This is a genomic window from Streptomyces sp. NPDC001220, assembly GCF_053597895.1.
The window spans coordinates 48125-69688 of the sequence record NZ_JBSFJE010000027.1; the positions used below are offsets into that span (position 1 = coordinate 48125).

At 71.6% G+C, this 21564-nt stretch carries 22 protein-coding genes and 1 pseudogene; 13 read left to right on the forward strand and 10 right to left on the reverse strand.

All coding sequences use genetic code 11. The features are described from left to right. Nucleotides 1-2: 2 nt before the first annotated feature. From ACWDGI_RS41145 to ACWDGI_RS41155, 3 genes are read left to right on the forward strand one after another with little or no spacing between them, the layout of a single operon-like run. Nucleotides 3-344, forward strand: coding sequence for an ArsR/SmtB family transcription factor (locus ACWDGI_RS41145; protein ID WP_450768161.1), 342 nt, complete (start codon nt 3-5; stop codon nt 342-344). A 3-nt stretch (nt 345-347) separates the two neighbouring features. Beyond that, complete coding sequence (locus ACWDGI_RS41150) at nt 348-857, forward strand: SRPBCC family protein (RefSeq protein WP_450768162.1); 510 nt, start codon at nt 348-350, stop codon at nt 855-857. Continuing rightward, the gene (locus ACWDGI_RS41155; protein ID WP_450768163.1) at nt 857-1525 is read left to right on the forward strand and encodes a dihydrofolate reductase family protein; all 669 of its coding nucleotides are present in this window, start codon (nt 857-859) and stop codon (nt 1523-1525) included. Before ACWDGI_RS41150 ends, ACWDGI_RS41155 begins: the two co-directional genes overlap by 1 nt. Before the next feature lie 37 nt (nt 1526-1562). On the opposite strand, the gene ACWDGI_RS41160 is transcribed toward ACWDGI_RS41155, so the two are convergent. The 3 genes from ACWDGI_RS41160 to ACWDGI_RS41170 all read right to left on the reverse strand — a co-directional run bounded on the left by ACWDGI_RS41160 (nt 1563) and on the right by ACWDGI_RS41170 (nt 4946). Next, nucleotides 1563-2168, reverse strand: a complete 606-nt coding sequence (locus tag ACWDGI_RS41160; protein WP_450768164.1) for a TetR/AcrR family transcriptional regulator — start codon at nt 2166-2168, stop codon at nt 1563-1565. Next, nucleotides 2165-3658: an MFS transporter gene (locus ACWDGI_RS41165; protein WP_450768165.1), complete on the reverse strand. Its 1494-nt coding sequence runs from the start codon at nt 3656-3658 to the stop codon at nt 2165-2167. Before ACWDGI_RS41165 ends, ACWDGI_RS41160 begins: the two co-directional genes overlap by 4 nt. A gap of 94 nt (nt 3659-3752) precedes the next feature. Continuing rightward, entirely contained in the window at nt 3753-4946 is a 1194-nt protein-coding gene (locus ACWDGI_RS41170; protein WP_450768166.1) for an FAD-dependent monooxygenase, read from the reverse strand. Nucleotides 4947-5287: 341 nt separating this feature from the next. On the opposite strand from ACWDGI_RS41170, the gene melC1 reads away from it, so the two are divergent. Both melC1 and melC2 read left to right on the forward strand, forming a co-directional pair. Then, nucleotides 5288-5719, forward strand: a complete 432-nt coding sequence (gene melC1 / locus ACWDGI_RS41175; RefSeq protein ID WP_450768167.1) for an apotyrosinase chaperone MelC1 — start codon at nt 5288-5290, stop codon at nt 5717-5719. 35 nt (nt 5720-5754) lie between these two features. Then, nucleotides 5755-6576, forward strand: coding sequence for a tyrosinase MelC2 (gene melC2, locus ACWDGI_RS41180; protein WP_450768168.1), 822 nt, complete (start codon nt 5755-5757; stop codon nt 6574-6576). Between the two features lie 51 nt (nt 6577-6627). Here melC2 and ACWDGI_RS41185 read toward each other — a convergent pair whose 3' ends face one another. After that, nucleotides 6628-7329, reverse strand: coding sequence for a ribonuclease H family protein (locus ACWDGI_RS41185; RefSeq protein WP_450768169.1), 702 nt, complete (start codon nt 7327-7329; stop codon nt 6628-6630). A gap of 47 nt (nt 7330-7376) precedes the next feature. Further along, a complete protein-coding gene (locus tag ACWDGI_RS41190) occupies nt 7377-8171 on the reverse strand; it encodes a VOC family protein (protein WP_450768170.1) in 795 nt (264 codons plus the stop codon). A gap of 150 nt (nt 8172-8321) precedes the next feature. On the opposite strand from ACWDGI_RS41190, the gene ACWDGI_RS41195 reads away from it, so the two are divergent. The 4 genes from ACWDGI_RS41195 to ACWDGI_RS41210 all read left to right on the forward strand — a co-directional run bounded on the left by ACWDGI_RS41195 (nt 8322) and on the right by ACWDGI_RS41210 (nt 13005). After that, complete coding sequence (locus ACWDGI_RS41195) at nt 8322-9329, forward strand: zinc-binding alcohol dehydrogenase family protein (protein WP_450768195.1); 1008 nt, start codon at nt 8322-8324, stop codon at nt 9327-9329. A 228-nt stretch (nt 9330-9557) separates the two neighbouring features. Continuing rightward, on the forward strand, nt 9558-11000 hold the full coding sequence (locus ACWDGI_RS41200) for a family 2B encapsulin nanocompartment shell protein (RefSeq protein WP_450768171.1): 1443 nt from the start codon (nt 9558-9560) through the stop codon (nt 10998-11000). A 19-nt stretch (nt 11001-11019) separates the two neighbouring features. Beyond that, the gene (locus ACWDGI_RS41205; RefSeq protein ID WP_450768172.1) at nt 11020-12072 is read left to right on the forward strand and encodes a family 2 encapsulin nanocompartment cargo protein terpene cyclase; all 1053 of its coding nucleotides are present in this window, start codon (nt 11020-11022) and stop codon (nt 12070-12072) included. A 48-nt stretch (nt 12073-12120) separates the two neighbouring features. Further along, a complete protein-coding gene (locus ACWDGI_RS41210; RefSeq protein ID WP_450768173.1) occupies nt 12121-13005 on the forward strand; it encodes a geranyl diphosphate 2-C-methyltransferase in 885 nt (294 codons plus the stop codon). Nucleotides 13006-13065: 60 nt separating this feature from the next. On the opposite strand, the gene ACWDGI_RS41215 is transcribed toward ACWDGI_RS41210, so the two are convergent. Further along, nucleotides 13066-13548: a VOC family protein gene (locus ACWDGI_RS41215; protein ID WP_450768174.1), complete on the reverse strand. Its 483-nt coding sequence runs from the start codon at nt 13546-13548 to the stop codon at nt 13066-13068. Nucleotides 13549-13647: 99 nt separating this feature from the next. Between ACWDGI_RS41215 and ACWDGI_RS41220 the strand changes: the two genes are divergently transcribed. Continuing rightward, a complete protein-coding gene (locus ACWDGI_RS41220) occupies nt 13648-14850 on the forward strand; it encodes an epoxide hydrolase family protein (protein ID WP_450768175.1) in 1203 nt (400 codons plus the stop codon). A 7-nt stretch (nt 14851-14857) separates the two neighbouring features. Here ACWDGI_RS41220 and ACWDGI_RS41225 read toward each other — a convergent pair whose 3' ends face one another. Then, nucleotides 14858-15217, reverse strand: coding sequence for a helix-turn-helix domain-containing protein (locus ACWDGI_RS41225; RefSeq protein ID WP_450768176.1), 360 nt, complete (start codon nt 15215-15217; stop codon nt 14858-14860). Nucleotides 15218-15273: 56 nt separating this feature from the next. On the opposite strand from ACWDGI_RS41225, the gene ACWDGI_RS41230 reads away from it, so the two are divergent. Together ACWDGI_RS41230 and ACWDGI_RS41235 are read left to right on the forward strand one after the other, a co-directional pair. Next, nucleotides 15274-16086, forward strand: coding sequence for a class I SAM-dependent methyltransferase (locus ACWDGI_RS41230; RefSeq protein WP_450768177.1), 813 nt, complete (start codon nt 15274-15276; stop codon nt 16084-16086). A 216-nt stretch (nt 16087-16302) separates the two neighbouring features. Next, nucleotides 16303-17190 (forward strand): RNA polymerase sigma factor SigF, encoded by an 888-nt coding sequence (locus ACWDGI_RS41235; RefSeq protein WP_450768178.1) that lies wholly within the window; start codon nt 16303-16305, stop codon nt 17188-17190. A 165-nt stretch (nt 17191-17355) separates the two neighbouring features. Here ACWDGI_RS41235 and ACWDGI_RS41240 read toward each other — a convergent pair whose 3' ends face one another. Further along, entirely contained in the window at nt 17356-17808 is a 453-nt protein-coding gene (locus ACWDGI_RS41240) for an ATP-binding protein (protein WP_450768179.1), read from the reverse strand. Between the two features lie 392 nt (nt 17809-18200). Further along, nucleotides 18201-19466, reverse strand: a pseudogene (locus ACWDGI_RS41245) (DUF6777 domain-containing protein); the annotation flags it as partial. Nucleotides 19467-19635: 169 nt separating this feature from the next. Between ACWDGI_RS41245 and ACWDGI_RS41250 the strand changes: the two are divergent. Next, nucleotides 19636-20931 carry a streptophobe family protein gene (locus ACWDGI_RS41250; protein ID WP_450768180.1) on the forward strand — a complete coding sequence of 432 codons (1296 nt, stop codon included), beginning with the start codon at nt 19636-19638 and terminating at the stop codon, nt 20929-20931. Nucleotides 20932-20934: 3 nt separating this feature from the next. On the opposite strand, the gene ACWDGI_RS41255 is transcribed toward ACWDGI_RS41250, so the two are convergent. Continuing rightward, nucleotides 20935-21564 (reverse strand): hypothetical protein, encoded by a 630-nt coding sequence (locus tag ACWDGI_RS41255; protein ID WP_450768181.1) that lies wholly within the window; start codon nt 21562-21564, stop codon nt 20935-20937.

The window sequence follows — 21564 nt, forward strand, 5'->3', positions numbered from 1 at the left end:
CCATGGCACGAGCAGCGACGACGTCGGACGTCTTCAACGCGATCGCCGAGCCGCAGCGCCGGGAGATCCTGGTCCTGCTGAGGGCGGGTGAGCGGCCGGTGACCGAGTTGGCCCAGGAGTTGGGGATGACCCAGCCCGGCGCGTCCAAACACCTGCGGGTGCTCCGGGAGGTCGGGCTGGTGCGGGACCGCAAGGCAGGCAAACAGCGCCTGTACGGCCTGGACGCCCGCGGGCTGCGGCCGGTCCACGAGTGGGTCGGCGGATTCGAGCGGTTCTGGAACGAGAGTTTCGACCGGCTGGACACCTACGTGCAGGAGCTCAAGCAGACACGGCAGGAGGAATGACCGATGGCAGGAGCAGGGCAGGAGACGACGCGGGCGGAGCCGGTGACGGCCGACCGGGAGATCGTGATCTCCCGGGTCATCGACGCCCCGCGGGAGCTGGTGTTCGAGGCTTTCACCGAGGTCCGGCACCTGTCGCGGTGGTGGGGTCCGGAAGGGTTCACCACCACCACGCGGTCCTTCGAGTTCCGCGAGGGCGGGGAGTGGGTCTTCGTGCTGCACGGGCCGGACGGGACCGACTACTCCGAGTGGATCCGCTGGACGCGGATCGTCCCGCCGGAGCGGATCACGCTGCTGCACGGTGAGCACCGCGACGACCCGAACGCCTTCGAGTCGGTCCTGACCCTCGCGCCGGACGGCGCGGCGACCCGGATCGTGATGCGCACGGTGTTCCCCACCAGGGAACTGCGCGACGAGGCGGTCGAGAAGTACCACGCGATCGAGGGCGGCCGGCAGACCCTGAACGGCCTGGCGGCCTATGTCACCGACCTCGCGCGGAAGGGAGCGGAGGGCTGATGGCCGGGAAGGTGTTCTTCAGCGTGTCGATGTCGCTGGACGGCTTCGTCGCGCCCGAGTCCGTGCCCGACCAGGACCAGCTCTTCGCACCCGAGAGACAGGACGACCCGGACGTCCGGCGCTGGCTGGCGCAGTGGACGGAGCTGCAGCAGTGGGTGTTCCCGCTGCGCTTCTTCCGGGAGAACCTGAAGCTGGGCGAGGGCGGCGAGGAGGGCCGCGACAACGACATCGCGCGGGAGACGTTCGAACGCACCGGCGCGAGCGTCATGGGCAGGCGCATGTTCGATCTCGGCGAGCGGTCATGGCCGCAGGAGGCGCCCTTCCACACCCCGGTCTTCGTCGTGACCCACACCGGGCGTGACCCGTGGGAGCGGCCCGGCGGCACCACGTTCCACTTCGTCGACGACGGCATCGAGCACGCCCTCGACCAGGCCCGCGAGGCCGCCGGCGACCGCGACGTCCGCATCGCCGGCGGCGGGGCGACGATCCTGGAGTACGTGAACGCCGGCCTGGTCGACGAGTTCTCGATCACGCTCTCGCCGGTGCTTTTCGGCGCCGGCACCCGCCTGTTCGACGGCGTGGACGCGTCCAAGGTCGCGCTGGAGCCGCTCCGTTCGGAGCCGTCGTCGCGGGTGACACACCTGACCTACGCCGTGCACCCGCGGTAGCCGCGCCACCAGTCCACCCTCCAGGGCGGCCCGCGCCCTAGGGCGTCAACTGGGCCTGGACGGCGGGGCCGTAGCGGTCGGCGAGGTCGTCGATCGCCGAGTCGCGCAGCCGTGGGCCGCGGGCGATGCCGTACATCACGCCCAGTCCGATGAGCTGGGCGACGGCGAGTTCGGCGCGCAGGGGGGCGTCGGGGCCGGTGAGCCGGGCGGCGACGCGGTCGACCACCTGGGCGCGGAAGTTGGCGCGGAGCACGTCTCCGTGCTCGCCGTGCAGGGGGGCGAAGACGATCCGCAGCAGCGGGTCGGCGCCCCGGTCGCGCTGGCCCTCCAGGACGTGCCGGACCATGTGCCGGCCCAGGTCGTCCAGGGGTGCGTCCAGCAGGGCGGCCGCGTCGGCGTCGAAGGACATCACGCGGGCGAACAGGCCGTCCTTGTTGCCGAAGTACTTGAGGATCAGCGGCGCGCTGACCCCGGCGCGTTCGGCGACGTCCTTCAGGGTGATGTCGGCGTGCGCGTGCCGGGCGAGGAGGTGGCGGGCGGCCTTGAGGATGGCGGCCTTGGTAGCCTCCGCGTCCCGGCGGGCGGGCGCGGGCGCTCGGGTGGTGTCGTCGCCGGAGTCGGGTCGGGTGCTCACGGCACTCATGCTCCCTCCAGCGCGTCGTCCCGGGCGCCCTGGGGTCGGGCCTCGGCGCGCGGGGCGTCGCCCGCGGCCTTGTCGCCGGGTATGGACAGGGCGGCCGCGCCGGCCACCAGCGCGATGACACCGGCCATCGTGAACGACAGCAGATAGCCGTGCAGCGTGGGCACCGGGGCGCCGCCGACGAGGCTGGTGTGATGGGTGAGGACGGCGGCCACGGCGGCGCTGGAGGTGGCCTGGCCGATGGTGCGCATGAGGACGTTGACGCCGTTGGCGGAGGCGGTCTGGCTCGCCGGGACGGCCCGCAGGATCAGCGTGGGCAGCGCCGAGTAGGCGAGGGTGGTGCCGGTGGCGACGACGGTGGCGCCCAGGATGATCATCCACAGGTCGCGGCTGTCGGCAATGCGGACCACGTAGCCGCAGGCGATGACCGCGGCGCCGAGGGCGAGGGTGATGCGCGGGCCGCGGGTGGCCGAGATCCGGGCGGAGAGCGGCGAGAACAGCAGCATGGTGATGCCACCGGGGAGCAGGCAGAGACCGGTGGCCACGATGGACAGGCCGAGGCCGTATCCGGTGGCCTTCGGCGCCTGCACCAGCTGGGCGGTGACCAGGGAGTTGGCGTAGAAGGCGAACCCGGTGAGCAGGGCGGCGACGTGGGACAGGCCGACCCGGGGCCGGGACACCAGATGCAGGTCGACCAGCGGCTGCGCGGTCCGCAGTTGCTGCCACCACCACAGGGCCAGTACGACGACGGTGGCGGCGAACAGCCCGAGGACGCGCGGGCTGCCCCAGCCCCACTGGCCGCCCTGCGAGACGCCGAGCAGCAGACAGGTCAGCCCGACGGCCAGCCCGAGCGCGCCGAGCACGTCGAACCGCCCGGGTTCACGCACCGGCGACTCGCGGACCGCCCACCACACGGCCGCCACGCCCAGCGCACCGAGGAGGCTGGTCAGCCAGAACATGGTGTGCCAGTCGTAGTACTGCACCACCAGCGCGGCCAGCGGCAGGCCCAGCGCGGCGCCGATGCCGACGGTGGAGCTCATCAGCGCCACCGCCGATCCCCGCCGCTCGGGCGGCAGTTCGTCGCGCAGGATGCTGATCGACAGCGGTACGACGGAGGCGGCGGCGCCCTGCAGGGCGCGGGCGGCGATGAGCACGGTGATGTCGGACGACAGTGCGCACATCACTGAGCCCACGGTCATCAGGGCGAGCGCCCCGGTGAGCACCCGGCGCTTGCCGTACATGTCACCGGCCCGGCCGAGCACCGGGGTGAGGACGGCCCCGGCGAGCAGGGTCGCCGTGACCATCCAGGAGACGGCGCCGGCCGAGGAGTGGGTGAGCCTGGGCAGGTCCGGGAGCAGGGGGACGACCACCGTCTGCATGACGGCCATCAGGATCCCGCCGAAGGCCAGTACCGGGATGGTCAGTCGCTCGCGCAGTCGGGGCGGTGCGGCGGACGAGCCCGAGGGGCCGGCTGTCGGGGCGGGGTGATCCATCGGCGCTCCTGCGGACGGCACAGACAAGAAGGTGAATACCAATTCACCCTATCGAGTGAATGGCCTTTCACCAACTCGTGCCGACGGCGGGCGCCTACGACCGGGAGTGCAGGGCGCGCGCCGCCCGTGGCCCGAGCCACCGCTTGAGCCGGCGCAGCACCTCCAGCCGTCCGGCCGCCTTGTCGATGCCGTAGTAGAGCTGCGGCGGAACGTACGGCAGCAGCGGCGAGTGACGCTGGCCGAGCAGGGCGAACATGCGGTGCGGGGGGAGGCCGATATAGCGGGGCAGGTTCTCGTACCACCGGGCGCTGAGGCGGGCGGCGCTCTGCGCGGAGACCAGTTCCGCCTTGCGCTGCCGCTCGTAGGCGACGAGGGCCTGCGGCACGGCGCCGTGCTCGCGCAGGGCAGCGGCGAGGCACATCGCGTCCTCCAGGGCGAGGGTGGTGCCGGCGCCGATGGAGTAGTGCGTGGTGTGGGCGGCGTCGCCGAGCAGGACGAGGTTGCCGTGGTGCCAGGTGCGGCTGACGAGCGTGCGGAAGGTGGGCCAGGCGGCCGCCGAGGAGCCGCCGATCAGCGGCCGGCCGTCGAGGATGCCGGCGAACAGCTTCTCGAGCAGGGCCAGCTGGTCGGCCTCGTTCAGCGTGTCGAGGCCGAGGCCGGTCAGGGTCTCGGGGGCGCACTCGATGACGCAGGTGCTGTGCCCGTCGTCGTAGGGGTATCCGTAGCACCAGACCCAGCCGTGCTCGGTCTCGGCGAAGGCGAAGGTGAAGGAGTCGAAGACCTTGGTGGTGCCGAGCCAGACGTAGTGGTTGCGGCCCTCGGTGACCTCGGCCCCGAAGGCCTCGGCGTGCCGGGTGCGCAGGGCGCTGTGGATGCCGTCGGCGGCGACGACCAGGTCCGCCTCGGGAAGGTCGTCGGGCGTGATCTCGCTCTCGAACTCCAGCCGTACTCCCAGGGACCGGGCGCGTGCGGCGAGGATCTCCAGGAGGCGGTGGCGGCCGATGCCGTGGCCCGGGTCGCCGGGCTGCCGGGCCACCTGGTCGCGGACATGGGCGATGCCCTGGTGCCAGCGCACCGAGCTCTCCTCGACGGCGCGTGCCGACTCGGGGTCGTACGTGTGCAGCCGGTCCATCAGGGCACGCCAGTAGGTGACGCCCCAGCCGTAGGTGGAGCCCTCGGGGTTGCGTTCATGGACGGTGATGTCGTGGGACGGATTCTGCCGCTTGAGCAGGATCGCTAGATACAGGCCGGCGGGCCCGCCTCCGACGCAGACGACCTTCACACGCACCCCTGGGTCTCACTGAAAGTGGCCGATTGGCACCGCAGAGTAGCAGCGGTGACGGGTCCGGCCGGGTTTTCGAATCGCGCCAGATTGACGGCGTGAGCCACGACACCCGGACGGCGGACCCTTGCGAAAGATCGACGGAAACACCCCCGCCCGGGCAAGGAATTCCCCGTTCCGGTACCGCCGAGCCCCCCGCGCCGGCAAGATCATCTTCGTTAAATCTTGTATGACATGTAGTCAATTGTCCTGATCGCAGCCAACCCGTTCCGGGCGATTTCTCCCGCTCGGAAACCGGCGGATAGGCATACGGAGTCATCACCCGCACCCAGCACAGGAGCATCCGTATGCCCGAACTCACCCGCCGTCGCGCGCTCACCGCGGCGGCCGTCCTCGCCGCCGCGGCCGGTGCCCAGACCCTGGTCGCCCCCGGCACCCCGGCCGCCGCTCACCCGCAGGAGGGATCCCTCGAACCCTTCGACGAGGTCTACAAGGGCCGCCGGATACAGGGCCGCCCGTCCGGCATGGGCGACATGGGCGGCATGGCCGGCATGAAGGGCATGAAGGGCATGGGCGGCATGGGTGGTCACCACCACGGACACGGCGCCGGTTACGCGGTGTTCGTGGACGGGGTGGAGCTGCACGTCATGCGGAACGCGGACGGCAGCTGGATCAGCGTGGTCAGCCACTACGACCCGGTGCGCACCCCGCGTGCCGCGGCCCGCGCGGCGGTCGACGAGCTGCAGGGCGCCGCACTGCTGCCGTTCCCCGCCAACTGACCGCCCCCGCACGGACTTCCGGAGCCTCGAAGCACATGACCATACGCAAGAACCAGGCCAGCCTGTCCGCCGACGAGAAGCGGCGGTTCGTCGCCGCCGTCATCGAGCTGAAGCGCAGCGGGCGTTACGACGACTTCGTGCGCACGCACAACGCCTTCATCATGTCCGACACCGACGACTCGGAGCGCACCGGCCATCGTTCGCCGTCGTTCCTGCCCTGGCACCGCAGATTCCTGCTCGACTTCGAGCAGGCGCTGCAGTCGGTGGACTCCTCGGTGGCACTCCCCTACTGGGACTGGAGCGCCGACCGCACGGTCCGTGCCGCGCTGTGGGCGCCGGACTTCCTCGGCGGCACGGGGCGCAGCTCCGACGGGCGGGTGACGGACGGCCCGTTCGCCGCGTCGAGCGGGAACTGGCCGCTCAACGTCCGTGTGGACGGCCGTACTTATCTGCGCAGGTCGCTGGGGGCCGGCGTGCGCGAGCTGCCGACCCGGGCCGAGGTCGACTCGGTGCTGGCCATGGCGACGTACGACATGGCGCCCTGGAACAGCGCCTCGGACGGCTTCCGGAACCATCTGGAGGGCTGGCGCGGGGTCAATCTGCACAACCGGGTCCACGTCTGGGTCGGCGGGCAGATGGCCACCGGGGTCTCCCCCAACGACCCGGTGTTCTGGCTGCACCACGCCTTCATCGACAAGCTGTGGGCGGAGTGGCAGCGGCGGCACCCGCAGGCGGCCTATGTGCCGGGCGGCGGGACGCCGGACGTCGTCGACCTGAACGAGACGATGAAGCCGTGGAACGACGTGCGGCCGGCGGACCTGCTCGACCACACGCGGTTCTACACGTTCGACGTCTGAGGACAGCTGAGGACAGCTGACCGGCGGCTGCAGACGTCTGACGACGGCTGATCAGGCGTCCGCCGTGCGGCACTCCGGGTGGCCCCAGCCCTGCCCGTTCTTCGCGATCGGCTCGCCGGCCGCGTAGGAGCGGCCGCACAGGCAGCGGCCGGGGAACTTGGCCTTGATGGTGCGCGAGGAGGAGCCGCCGGCGGCGGTCTTGCGGGGTGCCGCCTTGCGGCGCGGGGCCCCGGCGGAGGCGGCGGGCGTCGGCGACGGCGGCGGCACCGGGGAGCCGAGGGCGCTGCCCGCGGCCTCCTGGACCACCGCCGCCTGGCTGGCCGCGCGGTCGGCGAAGTCGTTCAGCGGGTCGCCGTCGACCTGGTGGGCTGCGACGTACCGGAAGTCGACCGTGCGGCCGTCGAGGAGTTCGTCGATGCGTACGACCAGGTCCTGGTTGGCGACGGGCTTGCCCGCCGAGGTCTTCCAGCCGTTGCGCTTCCAGCCGGGCAGCCAGGTGGTGACCGCCTTCATCGCGTACTGCGAGTCCATCCGCACCTCGAGCGGCACGTCCGGGTCGACGGCCGTCAGCAGCCGCTCCAACGCGGTCAGTTCGGCCACGTTGTTGGTGGCCTTGCCGAGCGGCCCGGCCTCCCAGCGGGCCGGCGTCGCCGCGTCGTCGGACACCACCCAGGCCCAGCCGGCCGGTCCCGGGTTTCCCTTAGAAGCCCCGTCGCACGCGGCCACCACTCGTTCACGCATGGGCCCGATCATGCCACGGCCGGGCGGGGAGCCCGGCCGTGGCCCGGTGTACCTCCTGGTCAGACGTCCTTGACCTGGGGCTGCTCGCCCTCGGTGGTGGTGAGGTCGATCACCGAGAAGTTGGCGCCCTGCGGGTCGGTGAGCGCCGCGAACCTGCCGAAGGGGCTGCTCATCGGACCGAAGCGCAGCACCGCGCCCTGCTTGGTGGCCCTGGCGACGGCCTCGTCGCAGTCGTCGACGGTGAAGTAGACGTTGATGTACGAGGGCATCTCGGGCGGGAAGTCGTCGGTCATCCCCATCCGGCCGAGGACCGTGTTCCCGCCCACGTCGAACATCCGGAAGTCGACGTTGTCGTCCTCGACCTGCCTGGCCGTGTAGGAGAAGACGGCGGTGAAGAAGGGGTCGGTCTTCTCGGGCTCGCGGGTGAAGACCTCCGCCCAGCAGTAGGCGCCGGGCACGGCCGTGGCCTCGAAGCCCTCGTGGACGCCGCCCTGCCAGATGCCGAAGACCGCCCCGCCGGGCTCACGCGCCAGGCACATCGTGCCGAAGTCGCCGACCTGCATCGGCTCCATCAGCACCGCACCGCCGTTCTCCCGGATCCGCTCGGCGACGGCCGCCGCGTCCGGCGAGGCGAAGTACAGACACCACTGCGAGTGCCCTTCCTGACCGGACATGGGCGGTACGACCGCGGCGACGGCCTTGCCGTTCGCGTAGGCCTGGGTGTAGTTGCCGTACTCCGACGTCGACTCGCCGAACGTCCAGCCGAGGACCTCGCCGTAGAAGCTCTTGGCCCCCTCCAGGTCGCTGAACATCGCGTCGGCCCAACAGGGGGTTCCTTCAGGTTGTACCGCCATGGCCGCGGCCCTTCCGATCGCACGGATTCTCCCGGTTCCTCACGCTAGCCATCCGGCCGACCGTCCGCGCGCCGAACTCCGGACTCCGGCGGACACTGGGAAGGATGACCGAGCGGCCTTCGGCGGACGGGGCGCGGCATGACGGACGTGATGCGGGCGTGGACGGTGGCGCGGCCCGGACCGGTCGAGGCGGATCCGCTCCGGCTCGTCGAGCGTCCGGTGCCGGTGCCCGGAGCCGACGAGCTGCTGGTCCGGGTGCGCGCCTGCGGGGTGTGCCGGACCGACCTGCATGTCACGGAGGGCGATCTGCCGGTGCACCGGCCCGGGGTGACGCCGGGGCACGAGGTGGTGGGCGTGGTCGCGGGCCGGGGCCCCGAGGTGGCGGACTTCGCGGTGGGTGACCGGGTGGGGGTGGCCTGGCTGCGGCGCACGGACGGGGTCTGCGCCTACTGCCGGCGGGACGCCGAGAACCTCTGCCCGCACTCGGAGTACACGGGCTGGGACGCGGACGGCGGCTACGCGGAGTACACGACCGTGCCGGCGGACTTCGCCTACCGGCTGCCCGGCACTCTCGAGGACGTGGCGCTCGCGCCACTGCTGTGCGCCGGGATCATCGGCCACCGCGCGCTGCGCCGGGCAGCGCTGCCGCCGGGCGGCCGGCTCGGCCTGTACGGCTTCGGGGGCAGCGCCCATCTGTGCGCGCAGGTGGCACTCGCGGAGGGCGCGACCGTGCATGTGCTGACCCGGGGTGCCGAGGCCCGGCGGCTGGCCCTGGAGCTGGGTGCGGCCTCGGCCCGGGACGTCTCCGAGCCGCCGCCCGAGCCGCTGGACAGCGCCGTCCTGTTCGCCCCGTTCGGCGATCTGGTGCCGGTCGCGCTGCGCGCCCTGGACCGGGGCGGGGTGCTGGCGGTGGCGGGGATCCACCTCAGCGACGTACCGGCACTGAACTACGAGCGGGAGCTGTTCTACGAGCGGGAGCTGCGCAGCGTCACCTCCAACACCCGTGGCGACGGGCGGGAGTTCCTGGCTCTGGCGGAGCGGCACCACGTCCACGCGACCACCCACGCCTATCCGCTGTCCGCGGCCCCCCAAGCCCTGCGGGACCTGAAGGCCGGGCGCTTCGACGGGGCCGCGGTGCTGGTCAACGACTTTTCCTGAGCCCAACCCGGGCCGGACCCGGGCACCGGAGCGGGCCACCGGCGCGCGATCGGGAAACGCAACCTTTTCCACCCCGAACACCAGGTTTGCGCAACTAAGGCGCACAACCGCCCCTTTCGCGCCGTACCCGTAGATCACCACGGCTGTTTGGCTGGTCCTTGCGCAACGCCACCTCGCACACCACCGACCCTCCGGGTCACCTCTGTTCGCCTCTCTGCTGGAGGGAATGTGTCCACACCGGACAGCGTCATCGGTTCCGCCGTCGACGAGCCCGAGCCGGATCCGACCACCGACGGGGAGCTCACCAGTCTGAGCACTCGGGCGGCACGTCAGCTCGCCACGACCACCAAGTCCGAACCGCAGATGCAGGCCATCACCTCCCGGTGGCTGCTGAGGACACTGCCGTGGGTGGACGTCAAGGGCGGCGCCTACCGGGTCAACCGGCGCCTCCAACTGCGCACCGGACGCGGCCGGGTGAGCTTCGAGCAGAACGGCGGGGACGACATCCGGGTCATTCCCGCGACCCTCACCGAACTGCCCGTCCTGCGGGGGTACGACGACCTGGACGCGCTGACCCAGATCGCGGAGCGGTTCCAGGCCCGCGAAGTGCGCGCCGGGCAGGTGCTGTTCGAGGCCGGACAGCCGGTCACCGAGACCTACCTGGTCGTGCACGGCCGCTTCATCCGGTTCGCGGCCGGCAAGTACGGCGAGGAGGAGGTCGTCGGGGTCGTCACCGACGGCGACCAGATGGGCGACGAGGCGGTCGGCCAGACCGACCCGCTGTGGCTCACCTCGGTCCGGGCGGAGACCGCGGGCGTGGTGCTGGCGCTGCCCTGGACGGTCGTCGAGGAGGTCATGGACCGGGTGCCGTCGCTCGGTGCGCATCTCCAGGCGTACGTCGACCGGCAGCGGCTGCCGATGAACCGCAAGGGCGAGGCGGAGGTGCCGGTGCAGGCCGGCCACCGGGGCGAGCCGACCCTGCCGGGCGGCTTCGTGGACTACGAACTCGCGCCGCGCGAGTACGAGTTGTCGCTCACCCAGACCGTGCTGCGGGTGCACTCCCGGGTCGCCGACCTCTACAACGACCCGATGGACCAGACCCAGCAGCAGCTGCGTCTCACGGTCGAGGAGATCCGTGAGCGCCAGGAGTGGGAGCTGGTCAACAACCGTGAGTTCGGACTGCTGCACAACATCGACTACGGGCAGCGGATCAGCTCCTTCACGGGCCCGCCGACCCCGGACGACATGGACGAGCTGATCTCCATGCGCCGCAAGACCAAGGTGATCCTGGCGCACCCCAAGGCGATCGCGGCGTTCTTCCGGCAGTGCAACCGGCGCGGACTGGTGCCCCCGAGCGCGAACATCGACGGGCACGAGATCCCGGCCTGGCGCGGGGTCCCGATCTATCCGTGCAGCAAGATCCCGATCAGCGACGACCACACCAGCAGCATCATCGCGCTGCGCACCGGCGAGGCCGACCAGGGGGTCATCGGCCTCTACCAGACCGGGATCCCGGAGGAGTTCCAGCCCGGCCTGAACGTGCGCTTCATGGGCGTCAACGAGCAGGCCATCGTCAACTACCTGGTGACCGCCTACTACTCGCTGGCCATCCTGGTCCCCGACGCGGCCGGGATCCTGGAGAACGTCCAGCTCGGCCGCACCGCCGACTGACGGCCTGGAGCACACAGCCATGACCACACCCACCACCTCCTACGCCCTGCCCGGGCCGCCGAACATCGCGCGGAGCCTGCGCCCGGCCAGGCGCACCGGGGCGGTCCCCGGACTGCACTACCGGCCGGCCGTGCCCGCCGACCCCGCCAAGTCCGCCGAGCTGGACCGCCGCCTGGAGGCCTGGGCCCGGGAGCTCGACCTGTTCCCCGAGGCCTGGCAGGGGGACTTCTCGGGCTTCCAGTTCGGCCGGGCCGTCGTCCTCCAGCATCCGGGCGGTCTCGACCTGGACCGGCTCACCGTCGCCGGCAAGCTGCTGCTGGCCGAGAACATCGTGGACTCCTGCTACTGCGAGGAGGACGAGGGGCGCGGCGGATCCCGGCGCGGACTCGGCGGCCCGCTGATCATCGCCCAGTCGGCGCTCGACCCCTACCACGGCATCCCGGAGCTGGAGGAGGAGTGGCGCGAGGGCATCCGGGCCGACGGTCCGCTGCGCTCGTACCACTTCGCTCTCGCGGACTTCGCCGGGTTCGCCACCCCGAGCCAGACCGACCGGTTCGTGCACGACATCGCCCGGCTGCACCTCGGGTACCTGGGCGAGGCAGCCTGGATGGAGACGCGGTACATGCCGCGGATCTGGGAGTACCTGGTGATGCGGCAGTTCAACAACTTCCGGCCGTGTCTGTCGATCGTCGACGCGGTGGACGGCTACGAGCTGCCCGAGCCGCTCTACGCCCGCCCGGAGATCCAGCGGATCACCGCCCTGGCCTGCAACGCGACCACGATCGTCAACGACCTGTACTCCTTCACCAAGGAGCTGGCGAGCGATCCGGACCATCTCAACCTGCCCCAGGTGGTGGCGGCCAACGACCGGCGCGGGCTGAAGGCGGCCTATCTGAAGTCCGTCGACATCCACAACCGGATCATGGCGGCCTTCGAGGAGGAGTCGGCCGCCCTGGGCGCCACCTCGCCGCTGGTCGCTCGCTACGCGGAGGGCCTGGCCGCCTGGGTCGCGGGCAACCACGAGTGGCACTCCACCAACACCAACCGCTACCACCTGCCCGACTACTGGTAGTGGCGAGCCCATCCGAAACACCGTCAGAAACACTTCGAGGAGCAACTGTTGACCACCGCCCCTGTCGCTCGGAAGACCACCACGTCAGCCCCGGTGCCGACCCAGTCCAGGTACCAGAACAGCGTCGCGGAGTACTGGAACGCCGAGGAGAACCCGGTCAACCTCGAACTCGGAAAGATCGACGACCTCTACCACCACCACTACGGCATCGGTGAGGCCGACTGGTCGGTGCTCGACGAGACCGACGCCGAGCTGCGCAAGGAGCGCGTCACCAGCGAGCTGCACCGCCTGGAGCACGCCCAGGCCGAGCTGCTCGCCGGGCATCTCGGCCCGCTCACCCCGGACGACCGGGTCTTCGACGCCGGCTGCGGCCGGGGCGGTGGCAGCATCGTGGCGAACCTGCGCTACGGCTGCCACGCCGACGGGGTCACCATCTCCGCCAAGCAGGCCGGCTTCGCCAACGACATGGCCCGCAAGCGGGAGGTCGGTGACAAGGTCCGCTACCACCACCGGAACATGCTGGACACCGGCTTCGAGACGGGCGCGTACGCGGCCTCCTGGAACAACGAGTCCACGATGTACGTCGAGCTGGAGCTGCTCTTCGCCGAGCACGCCCGGCTGCTGCGCCGGGGCGGACGCTACGTCACGATCACCGGCTGCTACAACAACGCCTACGGACAGGCCTCGCGTGAGGTGTCCCTGATCAACGCGCACTACATCTGCGACATCCACCCGAGGTCGGAGTACTTCCGGGCGATGGCCAAGAACCGCCTGGTGCCGGTCCATGTGGAGGACCTCACCGAGGCGGCCATTCCGTACTGGGAACTGCGCAAGCAGGCCGACCACCTGGTGACAGGGATCGAGGACGCCTTCCTCACCGCCTACAAGAACGGCAGCTTCCAGTACCTGCTGATCGTGGCCGACCGGGTCTGACCCGGCGAGGCGCAGGCGCGGGGCGGTGTCCGGGGACACCGCCCCGCGTCGTCGTGCGGGTCACTCGCCCGCGTACGCCTTCTTCAACGCGGCGATGTCGAGCTTGCCCATCGTGTACATGGCCCGCGTGGTGCGGGTCGCCCTCTCCGGGTCGGCGTCGCCGATCATCTCGATCAGTCCCTCCGGGATGACCTGCCAGGACACGCCGTACCTGTCCTTGAGCCAGCCGCACGGGCCGGGTTCGCCGCCGTTCTCGGTGAGCTTGGCCCAGTAGTGGTCGACCTCCTCCTGGCCGGCGCAGTAGATCTGGAAGGAGATCGCCTCGGTGAACTTGAACTGCGGGCCGCCGTTGATGGCGACGAACTTCTGCCCGTTGGCCGTGAAGTCGACGGCCAGCACGGAGCCCGCCTCCCCCGGTCCGGCCTCGTTGTAGCGGCCGACCTTCCCGACGCTGGAGTTCTTGAAGATCGACACGTAGTAGTGGGCGGCCTCCTCGGCCTGGCCGTCGAACCAGAGACACGTGGTGAATCCGTCGGTGGTCATGGACACCTCCTGGGGCGTGGAACAGGGTCATCTGTACCGACCCCCGTACGGCGGGAAACTCATCGCTGATCGCCCGCCGGTCCACCTAGCATCCCGACCATGACCTCTTCGTCGGCTGTTGAACCGTTCCGCATCTCGATCCCCCAGAGCGACCTCGACGACCTCCACGCCCGGCTGGACCGCACCCGCTGGCCGGCCGAGCTGCCCGGCGCCGGCTGGGAGTACGGCGTACCGACGCCGTATCTCCGGGAGCTGGCCCGGTACTGGCGGCACGAGTACGACTGGCGGGCCGCCGAGGCGCGGCTGAACGCGTGGCCGCAGTTCACGACGACGATCGACGGCGCCCACATCCACTTCGCCCATGTCCGCTCCCCCGAGCCGGACGCCACTCCACTGGTCATCACCCACGGCTGGCCGGGCTCGATCGTGGAGTTCCTGGACGTGGTCGGCCCGCTCACGGATCCCGCGGCGCACGGCGGGGATCCCGCGGACGCCTTCCACGTGGTGGTGCCGAGCGTCCCGGGTTTCGGTTTCTCCGGTCCGACCACGGAGTCCGGCTGGGAGGCGGGGCGGGTCGCGGACGCCTGGGCGGAGCTGATGACGCGGCTGGGCTACGAGCGGTTCGGTGCGCAGGGTGGTGACTGGGGCGCGGCGATCTCGCGGGAGCTGGGCCGTGCCCATCCCGATCGGGTGATCGGCGTGCACCTCAATCTGCTGCCGGGCGCCCAGCAGGCCACCGAGCCCACCACCGAGGAACTGGCCGCCCTCGATGCCGAGGAGCGGGCGAACACCCTTGACTCATGGCGCCGCTGGGCCGCCTGGTCCCGGGAGAGCACGGGGTACGCCGTCCTGCAGAGCACCCGCCCGCACACCCCCGGCTACGCGCTCACGGACTCACCGGTCGGTCAACTCGCCTGGATCGTCGAGAAGTTCCGGGAGTGGACGGACTCCGAGGAGCTGCCGGAGGAGGCGGTGGACCGGGACCGGCTGCTGACCGACGTGATGCTGTACTGGCTGACCGGTACGGCCGCCTCGTCCGCCCGCATCTACTACGAGCGGGCGCACGCCACCGGCGCCCGCGCCACCGCGCCCTCCCAGCCGTCGACGGTACCGACCGCCGTCGCCCTGTTCCCGGCCGAGCCCCAGCGTCCGCTGCGGCACAGGGCGGACCGCACGGAGAACATCGTGCGCTGGACGGAGTTCGACCGGGGCGGGCATTTCGCGGCGATGGAGGAGCCGGACCTGCTGGCGGGGGACGTCCGGGCGTTCTTCCGGCAGCTGCGGGAGCAGGACGCGCGCTGAACCTCCGTCAGGCGACCAGGCACAGACCGTTGTAGGGCCCGGGCGCCGGCCGGCCCGCAGCGGTCCTACGGGCGAACTCGGAGTGGACCAGGGACAGCAGGCCGCCGAGGTCGAGGCCGAGCGCATGGGCGGCGGCCGCGAGGACCTCGGAGGAGGCCTCCTTGCGGCCGCGCTCGATCTCCGACAGGTACGGCATGGAGATCCGGGCCGCCTCGGCGACGTCCTTGAGGGTGCGCTCCTGGTCCAGTCGCTCGCGCCGCAGGACGTCTCCGACCAGGTCGCGCCAGAGGGGTTCCCTGGGCTTCAGGTCCGGCTGCCGCGGGCGGAGCGGGATGACGGGCGCGTGGTTCGGCGGTTGGCTGCTCACTCCGACAGCCTAAAAGCAGTGGCCCGCCGCGGAAGGGGATCGGCAAACTGCCCGGCATGGATGCGGTCGAGTTCATGGGTGCGGGGCCGGAGCTGCGGGACACGTTCGACCAGGACGCGGAGCGGTACCGGCGCGCACGGCCCCGCTATCCCCGCTCCCTGGTCGAGGAGCTGAGCCGGGTCACGGGTGCCGGCCCGGGGGTGCGCGTGCTGGAGATCGCTCCGGGTCCCGGCCAGCTCACCGTGGACCTCGCCGGGTCCGGCTGCGCGATCACGGCCGTGGAGCTGGGCCCGTCCCTGGCCGCGGTGGCCCGCCGGGAACTGGCCGCGTACCCGGCGGTGGACGTCGTGACCGCGGACTTCGAACGGTGGGAGTTGCCGCCGGAGCCGTTCGACGCGGTGGTGTGCGCGACCGCGTTCCACTGGATCGACCCGGCGGTCCGGGTGCCCAGGGCGGCCCGGGCCCTGCGCACCGGCGGACTGCTCGCCCTCGTCACCACCCACCATGTGGCGGGTGGCTCGGAGGACTTCTTCGCCGACGTCCAGGAGTGCTACGAGCGGTGGGACCCGGCCACACCGCCGGGCCTGCGGCAGACCCCCGAGTCGGAGATCTCCCCCGACACGGCCGAGCTCAGCGGCTCCCCCTACTTCACGGACGTCACCGTGCACGGCCACGCCCAGGAGATCACGTACACCACCGACACCTATCTGGACGTCCTCCTCACCTACTCCAACCACCGCGCCCTGCCCGACGCCGCGCGGAACGGGTTGCTGGACTGCGTCCGGAAGCTCATCGACGCGCGGTACGACGGTGTGGTCACCAAGCGGTACTGGCACGAGCTGATCACGGCCGTACGCGTCGGGGGGTGAGCGTCTCCCCACCGAACGCCGCCGAACCTCACCGGCTGTTTTCCGCCAGCCCGGTGAACGGTACGCATGCGGTACGTCACCCCGGGTACCCGTCCGTCAAGCACGCATGAGATGTCCGATAGCGGGTACCCGGGCCAGGGCCAACAACTGGACAAGGCCGGAACGACACAGGCCGAAGAGGCACACGCCGTACCGTGACTTTCGTGGGGAGAGGTAATGAACACCGCCGGGATCCGGTCGGAAGCAGTGAGTACCGCGCAGTCTGTCGGGGAGCGCCAGGCGGAAGGGGAGCTGCCCGGGATAGAGGACCCGAAGACCGTGGCCCCGCGGGACGCGCGGGAGCTGTCCCGCCAGTTCTTCCGGCGGATCGGCGAGCTGGAGGAGGGCACACCCGAATTCCAGTACGCGCGCAACACTCTCATTGAAATGAACATGTCTCTTGTACGGTTCGCGGCGGGACGGTTCCGCAACCGCGGCGACGACATGGAGGACATCGTCCAGACCGGGATGATCGGCCTGATCAAGGCCATCGACCGGTTCGAGCTGTCACGCGAGGTCGAGTTCACCTCCTTCGCGCTGCCGTACATCGTGGGCGAGATCAAGCGGTTCTTCCGTGACACCACCTGGGCCGTGCACGTTCCGCGCCGGCTCCAGGAGCTGCGGGTCGAACTGGCCAAGGCGCGCGAGGAACTCTCCAGTCGCCTCGACCGGGAACCGACGGTCGCCGAGCTCGCCACGCTCATGAACCTGTCCGAAGGCGAGGTGGTCGAGGGGCAGCTGGCGTCCAACGGCTACAACTCCTCCTCCCTGGACGCCGCGCTCACCGGCGACGGCCCCGAGGACGGCGAATCGGTGCTCGCCGACTTCATCGGCGTCGAGGAGGACGGGCTGCGGCTCGTCGAGGACTTCCAGTCGCTGGCCCCGCTCATGGCCGAGCTGAGCGAACGGGACCGGGAGATCATCCATCTGCGGTTCGTGGAGGAGGCCACACAGGCGGAGATCGGCGAGCGGCTCGGCTGCTCCCAGATGCATGTGTCCCGCCTCATCAAGCGGATCATCGCGCGCCTGCGTCAGGGGATGCTGGGCGAACTCGGCTGCGCCTGACGGCGGGCTCACGGGCGCTGCCCCGCACCGGCGCGTGGGGCAGCGCCCGTGGTGACCCCGCCTCGGGGTGATCCGGTGTCCGACATCCGTCTCAGTGCGAGCCCGATGTCAGATGTCAGCAGTCTCAGTGCGAGCCCGATGTCGGTGGGAGTCCGGCATCCGTCTTCAGTGCGCGAGGGGCACCAGCGCGCGGACCCGCTTGCCGACCGGTACCCGCTCGGCGGTGACCTCGGCGGCCAGGGCGTGGACGATCTCCAGACCGTGCCGGCCGACCCGTTCGGGATCCTTGGGGAAGCGCCGGGGAAGCGCGGCACTGCTGTCGTACACGGACACCAGGACCGCGCTGTCCGTACCCTCCAGCTCGAGGATGTAGGGGCCGTTGCTGTGCCGGTCCGCGTTGGTGATCAGCTCACTCACCACCAGGAGCAGCTCACCGTCGGCCCGGTGATCGATCGTGGCACACCACTCGGTCCTGAGCTGTTCCAGGAAGCGGCCCGCGAAATCCCGCGCCTCGGCGATGCAACCCGGTTCGCCGGTGTAGTGCGCCGCCCGCCGCAGCGGCTCCACGGGTACGTCGAAGCCAGTCGGTATCACTGCCCCGCCCAGGTGTTCGATCATGCGTGTCTCTCCAGGAGGCCCGTCCGGCCCAGTCGCTGTTGACATCATGCTCGTACCCCGAGTGTCGTCCCGCAGTCCCCGGGGCGTTCGCCTAACGCGCACAAAACGCGTCACGCTGGTCACACCGGCGGGGAACCGGGGCCCTTGGACTCCGGGGGCGCGGGGGGAGCCGAGCTGGGCGGGGCCTGTGGGGACACCGGGGCGGCCGAGGACACCGCGGACTCGGAGCCGGGCGACGGCGGCGAGGGCGGGGCCGCCGACCTGGGGGATTCGGTCTTCGGCGCCTCGGTCTTCGGCGCCTCGGACTTAGGCGACTCCGTCTTCGGCGACTCGGTTTTCGGCGACTCGGTTTTCGGCGACTCGGTTTTCGGCGACTCGGTTTTCGGCGACTCGGTTTTCGGCGACTCGGTCTTCGGCGACTCGGTCTTAGGGGACTCCGACGAGGGCGACTGGGAGGACGGTGGCTTCGAGGACGGCGACTCGGACGCTGGCGGCCTGGAGGAGGGCGTTTGCGAAGACGACGAGTTCGACGACGGGGGCTTCGAGCCGGGGCTGGTGCCAGGGCTGGTGCCGGGGCTGGTGCCGGGGCTGGACGGTCCCGACGGGCGGGTGGAGACCGGTGGGCACGGCGTGGCGCCCGGGCGGCCGGTCCCGCCCTGCGGGGGCGGGCAACCGTGGTGGACCGGCGGGTTCATCGGGTTCGGATCGGCCGGGGGCTTCGCCGGGCGGTCCTCGTGCCCGGTGTGGTCACCCCGGTGGCGGCCGAACCAGCCGTCGTGCCGGTGGTCGAAGAGGACGAAGACGTTCACGATCTGAGCGGCGGGTGCGACGACGACCACGTTCGAGGGCCGGTACCCGGACCAGGCGCTGCCCGTGGTCCGCGGGGGGTTCTTCTGCGCCACCGGCGGGGTCAGCGGGTTGCCGCAGGCGCAGCGCACCTGGGGCACCCCGTGCCCGTCGACCAGGACGGCGGTGCCCGTCTGGAGAACGGACTGGTACGTGGTCGAGCCGCCGTCGCGGTAGCCGTGGGCGGTGACCCTGGTGTCCGCGCGCAGCTGTACGGGGGTGAGGGAGCGCAGGTAGCCGGGGACGCCGGAGGGCCGGACGCCGACCTGGGCGGCGAACGCCCGGTTGCGCGAGGGCTCGGCCTGGAAGTACCTGATCTGCTTCTCGATGTCGCAACTGCCGCTGTTCTTCGTGCCGCTGTAGAGGCCGGGCGCCCCGCCGTCGACCCCGCGCACCTCGTTCGCAGGCACCGCCGAGTCCTCCGACACGGCCGAGGCGGCCGACGAGGCGCCGGGTATGGAGGATCCCGGTGCCACGGAGCTCTTCGTGGCACTGGATTCGGTGAACGGGTCCTGCCCTGAGCTGTCGGCGGCCTGAAGGAAGACCTCGCCGCCCTTCCCGGAGCCGCCGCCCGGACGGGTGAAGACCACGGCCAGCACCGCGGCGACCACGACGGCGGTGGTGAGCATCGCGACCCGGCGCGCGGACCGCCACCACGGCTGGTGCGGCTGTCCGCCCTGGCTGCCGCCGCCTCCGCCGCCTCCGCCGCCGGGCGGCTGGGAGGGCGGGCCGGGGGGTGGTCCGGAGGGCCCGGACAGCGGGCCGGAGGGCGGTCCTGTGGGGCGCCCGGATGACGGCGGTCCGATGCTCACGCTCATCTCCCCGTTGTGAGGGACGGCATTCACGGCAAACGGCTTTTGCGAAAAATGCCTCATTTGATGCACAACGAGCCCAATGTGCGCCGGACCCGTACCGTCCGCAAGCCGACGCGGACGGCTCACCCGGCAGGCGGAGCGACAAGGTGTTGCTTAGCGTGACAGCGTGAGCCCCCGAATCGCCTCGGCGCGGCCGGTGGCCGCGGCCGCCGGCCGGCCCGTCGCCCGGCACGGCTGGCCGCCTGCCCTGGCCGTGGTACTGGCCGCGCTGGTCGCCATGGCGGTGGTCGCCGCCGTGGGGCTGTGGGCGGCGGGTGCGGCGGACCTGCCGAGCGGCGCGTTTCTCCCGGTGGTGCTCGCGACCGTGGTGACGGCCGTCGGCGGCACCGTCGAACTCTCCGGCGACGCGGGCGACCTGGCCCGGACGAACGCCGGCCTGACCGTCGTACCGCTCTCGGTCACGCTGGTCGGGGCACTGGTCGCCGCCGGGGGCTTTCTGCGGCCGCTGCGGCACCGGGCGGTGGCCGGCGCCCGGGAACTGGCCGGCTGGGCGGCCCGGATCGCGGTGCTGTGGCTGCTCGTGCTGATCGGGCTCGCGCTCGGCGCCCGGCACACCTTCGCCGTGAACGTGGGCAGCGGCACGCTCAGTGACCTCACCGACCTGCTGGACGCCGCGCCGAAGGTGGGCTTCACGACGGACGTGCCGCTCACCGTCGTGTTCGGGCTGCTGTGGCTGGCCGGGGTCCTGCTGCTGGCGCTGCTGGTGTCGCGCGGGGCGCCACTGCCGGGGCGGCTGCTGCGCTTCCAGACGTCGGTGCGCCCCGCGGCGTTCGCGATGGTCGCGCTCGTGCTGGCGTACGTCGCGCTGGCCCTGGTGGCCGCGCTGGTCGCGATGGTGACGCGCGGGCACGCCAAGGAGACGCTCGCGGTGATTCTGCTCGGGCTGCCCAACCTGGCGTGGCTGGCGCTCACCCTCGGCCTCGGCGTCACCTGGCGGGGCCGGGTGGACGGCCCGTTCGGGCTGCCGGTGCCGCATGTCCTCGCCGAGGTGCTGCGCACCCCGGACGTCTCGACCCTCGACCTCCGTACGATCACCGCCCACGACGGCCGCTGGTGGTGGCTGGCGGGGGTGGCCGCGGTGCTGCTGCTCGCTGCCGGGTTCCTGATGGCGGTGCGCTCACCGGCCCGGATCCGCGCCTGGCAGCACGCCCTGCATCTGGCGATCGCACTCGCGCTGACGATGCTGACGCTCTGCCTGACCGGCCGGGTCTCCGCCCACTACGGCCTCTCGCTGCTCGGCATCGGCGACCTGGGCGGCAATCTGTCGGGCGAGCTGCTGCTGAAGCCCCGGCTGTGGTCGGCGGTGGGCCTGGGCGCGCTCTGGGGTCTGATCGCCGGGTTCCTGGGCGCGCTGCCGGCCGGTCCGGTGCGCCGGCCGGGTGAGGTCGCGGCCAGCCCCTGAGGCCTACCGCCCACGCTCGCCGTCGGGGGTCACCACCCGGGTCGCGTGGTGACCGGCGCCGTCGCCGCCCGGCTCGGCCCGCTCGGTGAGATGCCGATCGGTGAGGTCCCCGCCTTTGCCGTCGCCGCCGGTGCCGTCCCCGTCGGTGACGCCGCGGTCGGTGAGGTACGTGGACAGCCGGCGTCCGTCGCCGTACAGCCAGCGCCCCTCGGCCGGGTCGTACAGCCACATGGACTCCCCGTCGACCACCACCCCGATGCGCAGTCCGTGCGTACGGCCCCGGAAGGACTCTCCGTCGAGGCCGCCGCCGGCCAGGTCCTCGACGGCGTCCCGGTAGTCGGCGAGGGCCTGCGCGGCCTGGGCCAGCAGCGGGCGCGGGTCGGTGGCGTCGGCGGACGGGCCGCCGGTCAGGGGCGGGTCCCGGGGCACGGTGACGAGGTAGCGGCCGTCGACCCAGGCGGCCCAGCCGTTGGCGCAGCTGATGCGGGCCCAGTCGCCGCGCCGCTCCAGGAGCTGCACCGGCAGCAACGGGTCCAGGGGCACGGTCGGCCGGGCCGGGTCGGGGGCCTCCCAGGCGGGCATGCCGTCGGCCGGCACGACGTGGGTGGGCCGGAACCCTGGGCTCGTGGTCAT

What these genes read in the sequence shown, in the direction of transcription:
- ACWDGI_RS41145 (WP_450768161.1), top strand. Translation starts at nt 3, where the DNA reads ATGGCACGAGCAGCGACGACGTCGGACGTCTTCAACGCGATCGCCGAG.
- ACWDGI_RS41150 (WP_450768162.1), top strand. Translation starts at nt 348, where the DNA reads ATGGCAGGAGCAGGGCAGGAGACGACGCGGGCGGAGCCGGTGACGGCC.
- ACWDGI_RS41155 (WP_450768163.1), top strand. Translation starts at nt 857, where the DNA reads ATGGCCGGGAAGGTGTTCTTCAGCGTGTCGATGTCGCTGGACGGCTTC.
- ACWDGI_RS41160 (WP_450768164.1), bottom strand. Translation starts at nt 2,168, where the DNA reads ATGAGTGCCGTGAGCACCCGACCCGACTCCGGCGACGACACCACCCGA.
- ACWDGI_RS41165 (WP_450768165.1), bottom strand. Translation starts at nt 3,658, where the DNA reads ATGGATCACCCCGCCCCGACAGCCGGCCCCTCGGGCTCGTCCGCCGCA.
- melC1 (WP_450768167.1), top strand. Translation starts at nt 5,288, where the DNA reads ATGCCCGAACTCACCCGCCGTCGCGCGCTCACCGCGGCGGCCGTCCTC.
- melC2 (WP_450768168.1), top strand. Translation starts at nt 5,755, where the DNA reads ATGACCATACGCAAGAACCAGGCCAGCCTGTCCGCCGACGAGAAGCGG.
- ACWDGI_RS41185 (WP_450768169.1), bottom strand. Translation starts at nt 7,329, where the DNA reads ATGATCGGGCCCATGCGTGAACGAGTGGTGGCCGCGTGCGACGGGGCT.
- ACWDGI_RS41190 (WP_450768170.1), bottom strand. Translation starts at nt 8,171, where the DNA reads ATGGCGGTACAACCTGAAGGAACCCCCTGTTGGGCCGACGCGATGTTC.
- ACWDGI_RS41195 (WP_450768195.1), top strand. Translation starts at nt 8,322, where the DNA reads ATGCGGGCGTGGACGGTGGCGCGGCCCGGACCGGTCGAGGCGGATCCG.
- ACWDGI_RS41205 (WP_450768172.1), top strand. Translation starts at nt 11,020, where the DNA reads ATGACCACACCCACCACCTCCTACGCCCTGCCCGGGCCGCCGAACATC.
- ACWDGI_RS41215 (WP_450768174.1), bottom strand. Translation starts at nt 13,548, where the DNA reads ATGACCACCGACGGATTCACCACGTGTCTCTGGTTCGACGGCCAGGCC.
- ACWDGI_RS41220 (WP_450768175.1), top strand. Translation starts at nt 13,648, where the DNA reads ATGACCTCTTCGTCGGCTGTTGAACCGTTCCGCATCTCGATCCCCCAG.
- ACWDGI_RS41230 (WP_450768177.1), top strand. Translation starts at nt 15,274, where the DNA reads ATGGATGCGGTCGAGTTCATGGGTGCGGGGCCGGAGCTGCGGGACACG.
- ACWDGI_RS41235 (WP_450768178.1), top strand. Translation starts at nt 16,303, where the DNA reads ATGAACACCGCCGGGATCCGGTCGGAAGCAGTGAGTACCGCGCAGTCT.
- ACWDGI_RS41240 (WP_450768179.1), bottom strand. Translation starts at nt 17,808, where the DNA reads ATGATCGAACACCTGGGCGGGGCAGTGATACCGACTGGCTTCGACGTA.
- ACWDGI_RS41255 (WP_450768181.1), bottom strand. Translation starts at nt 21,564, where the DNA reads ATGACCACGAGCCCAGGGTTCCGGCCCACCCACGTCGTGCCGGCCGAC.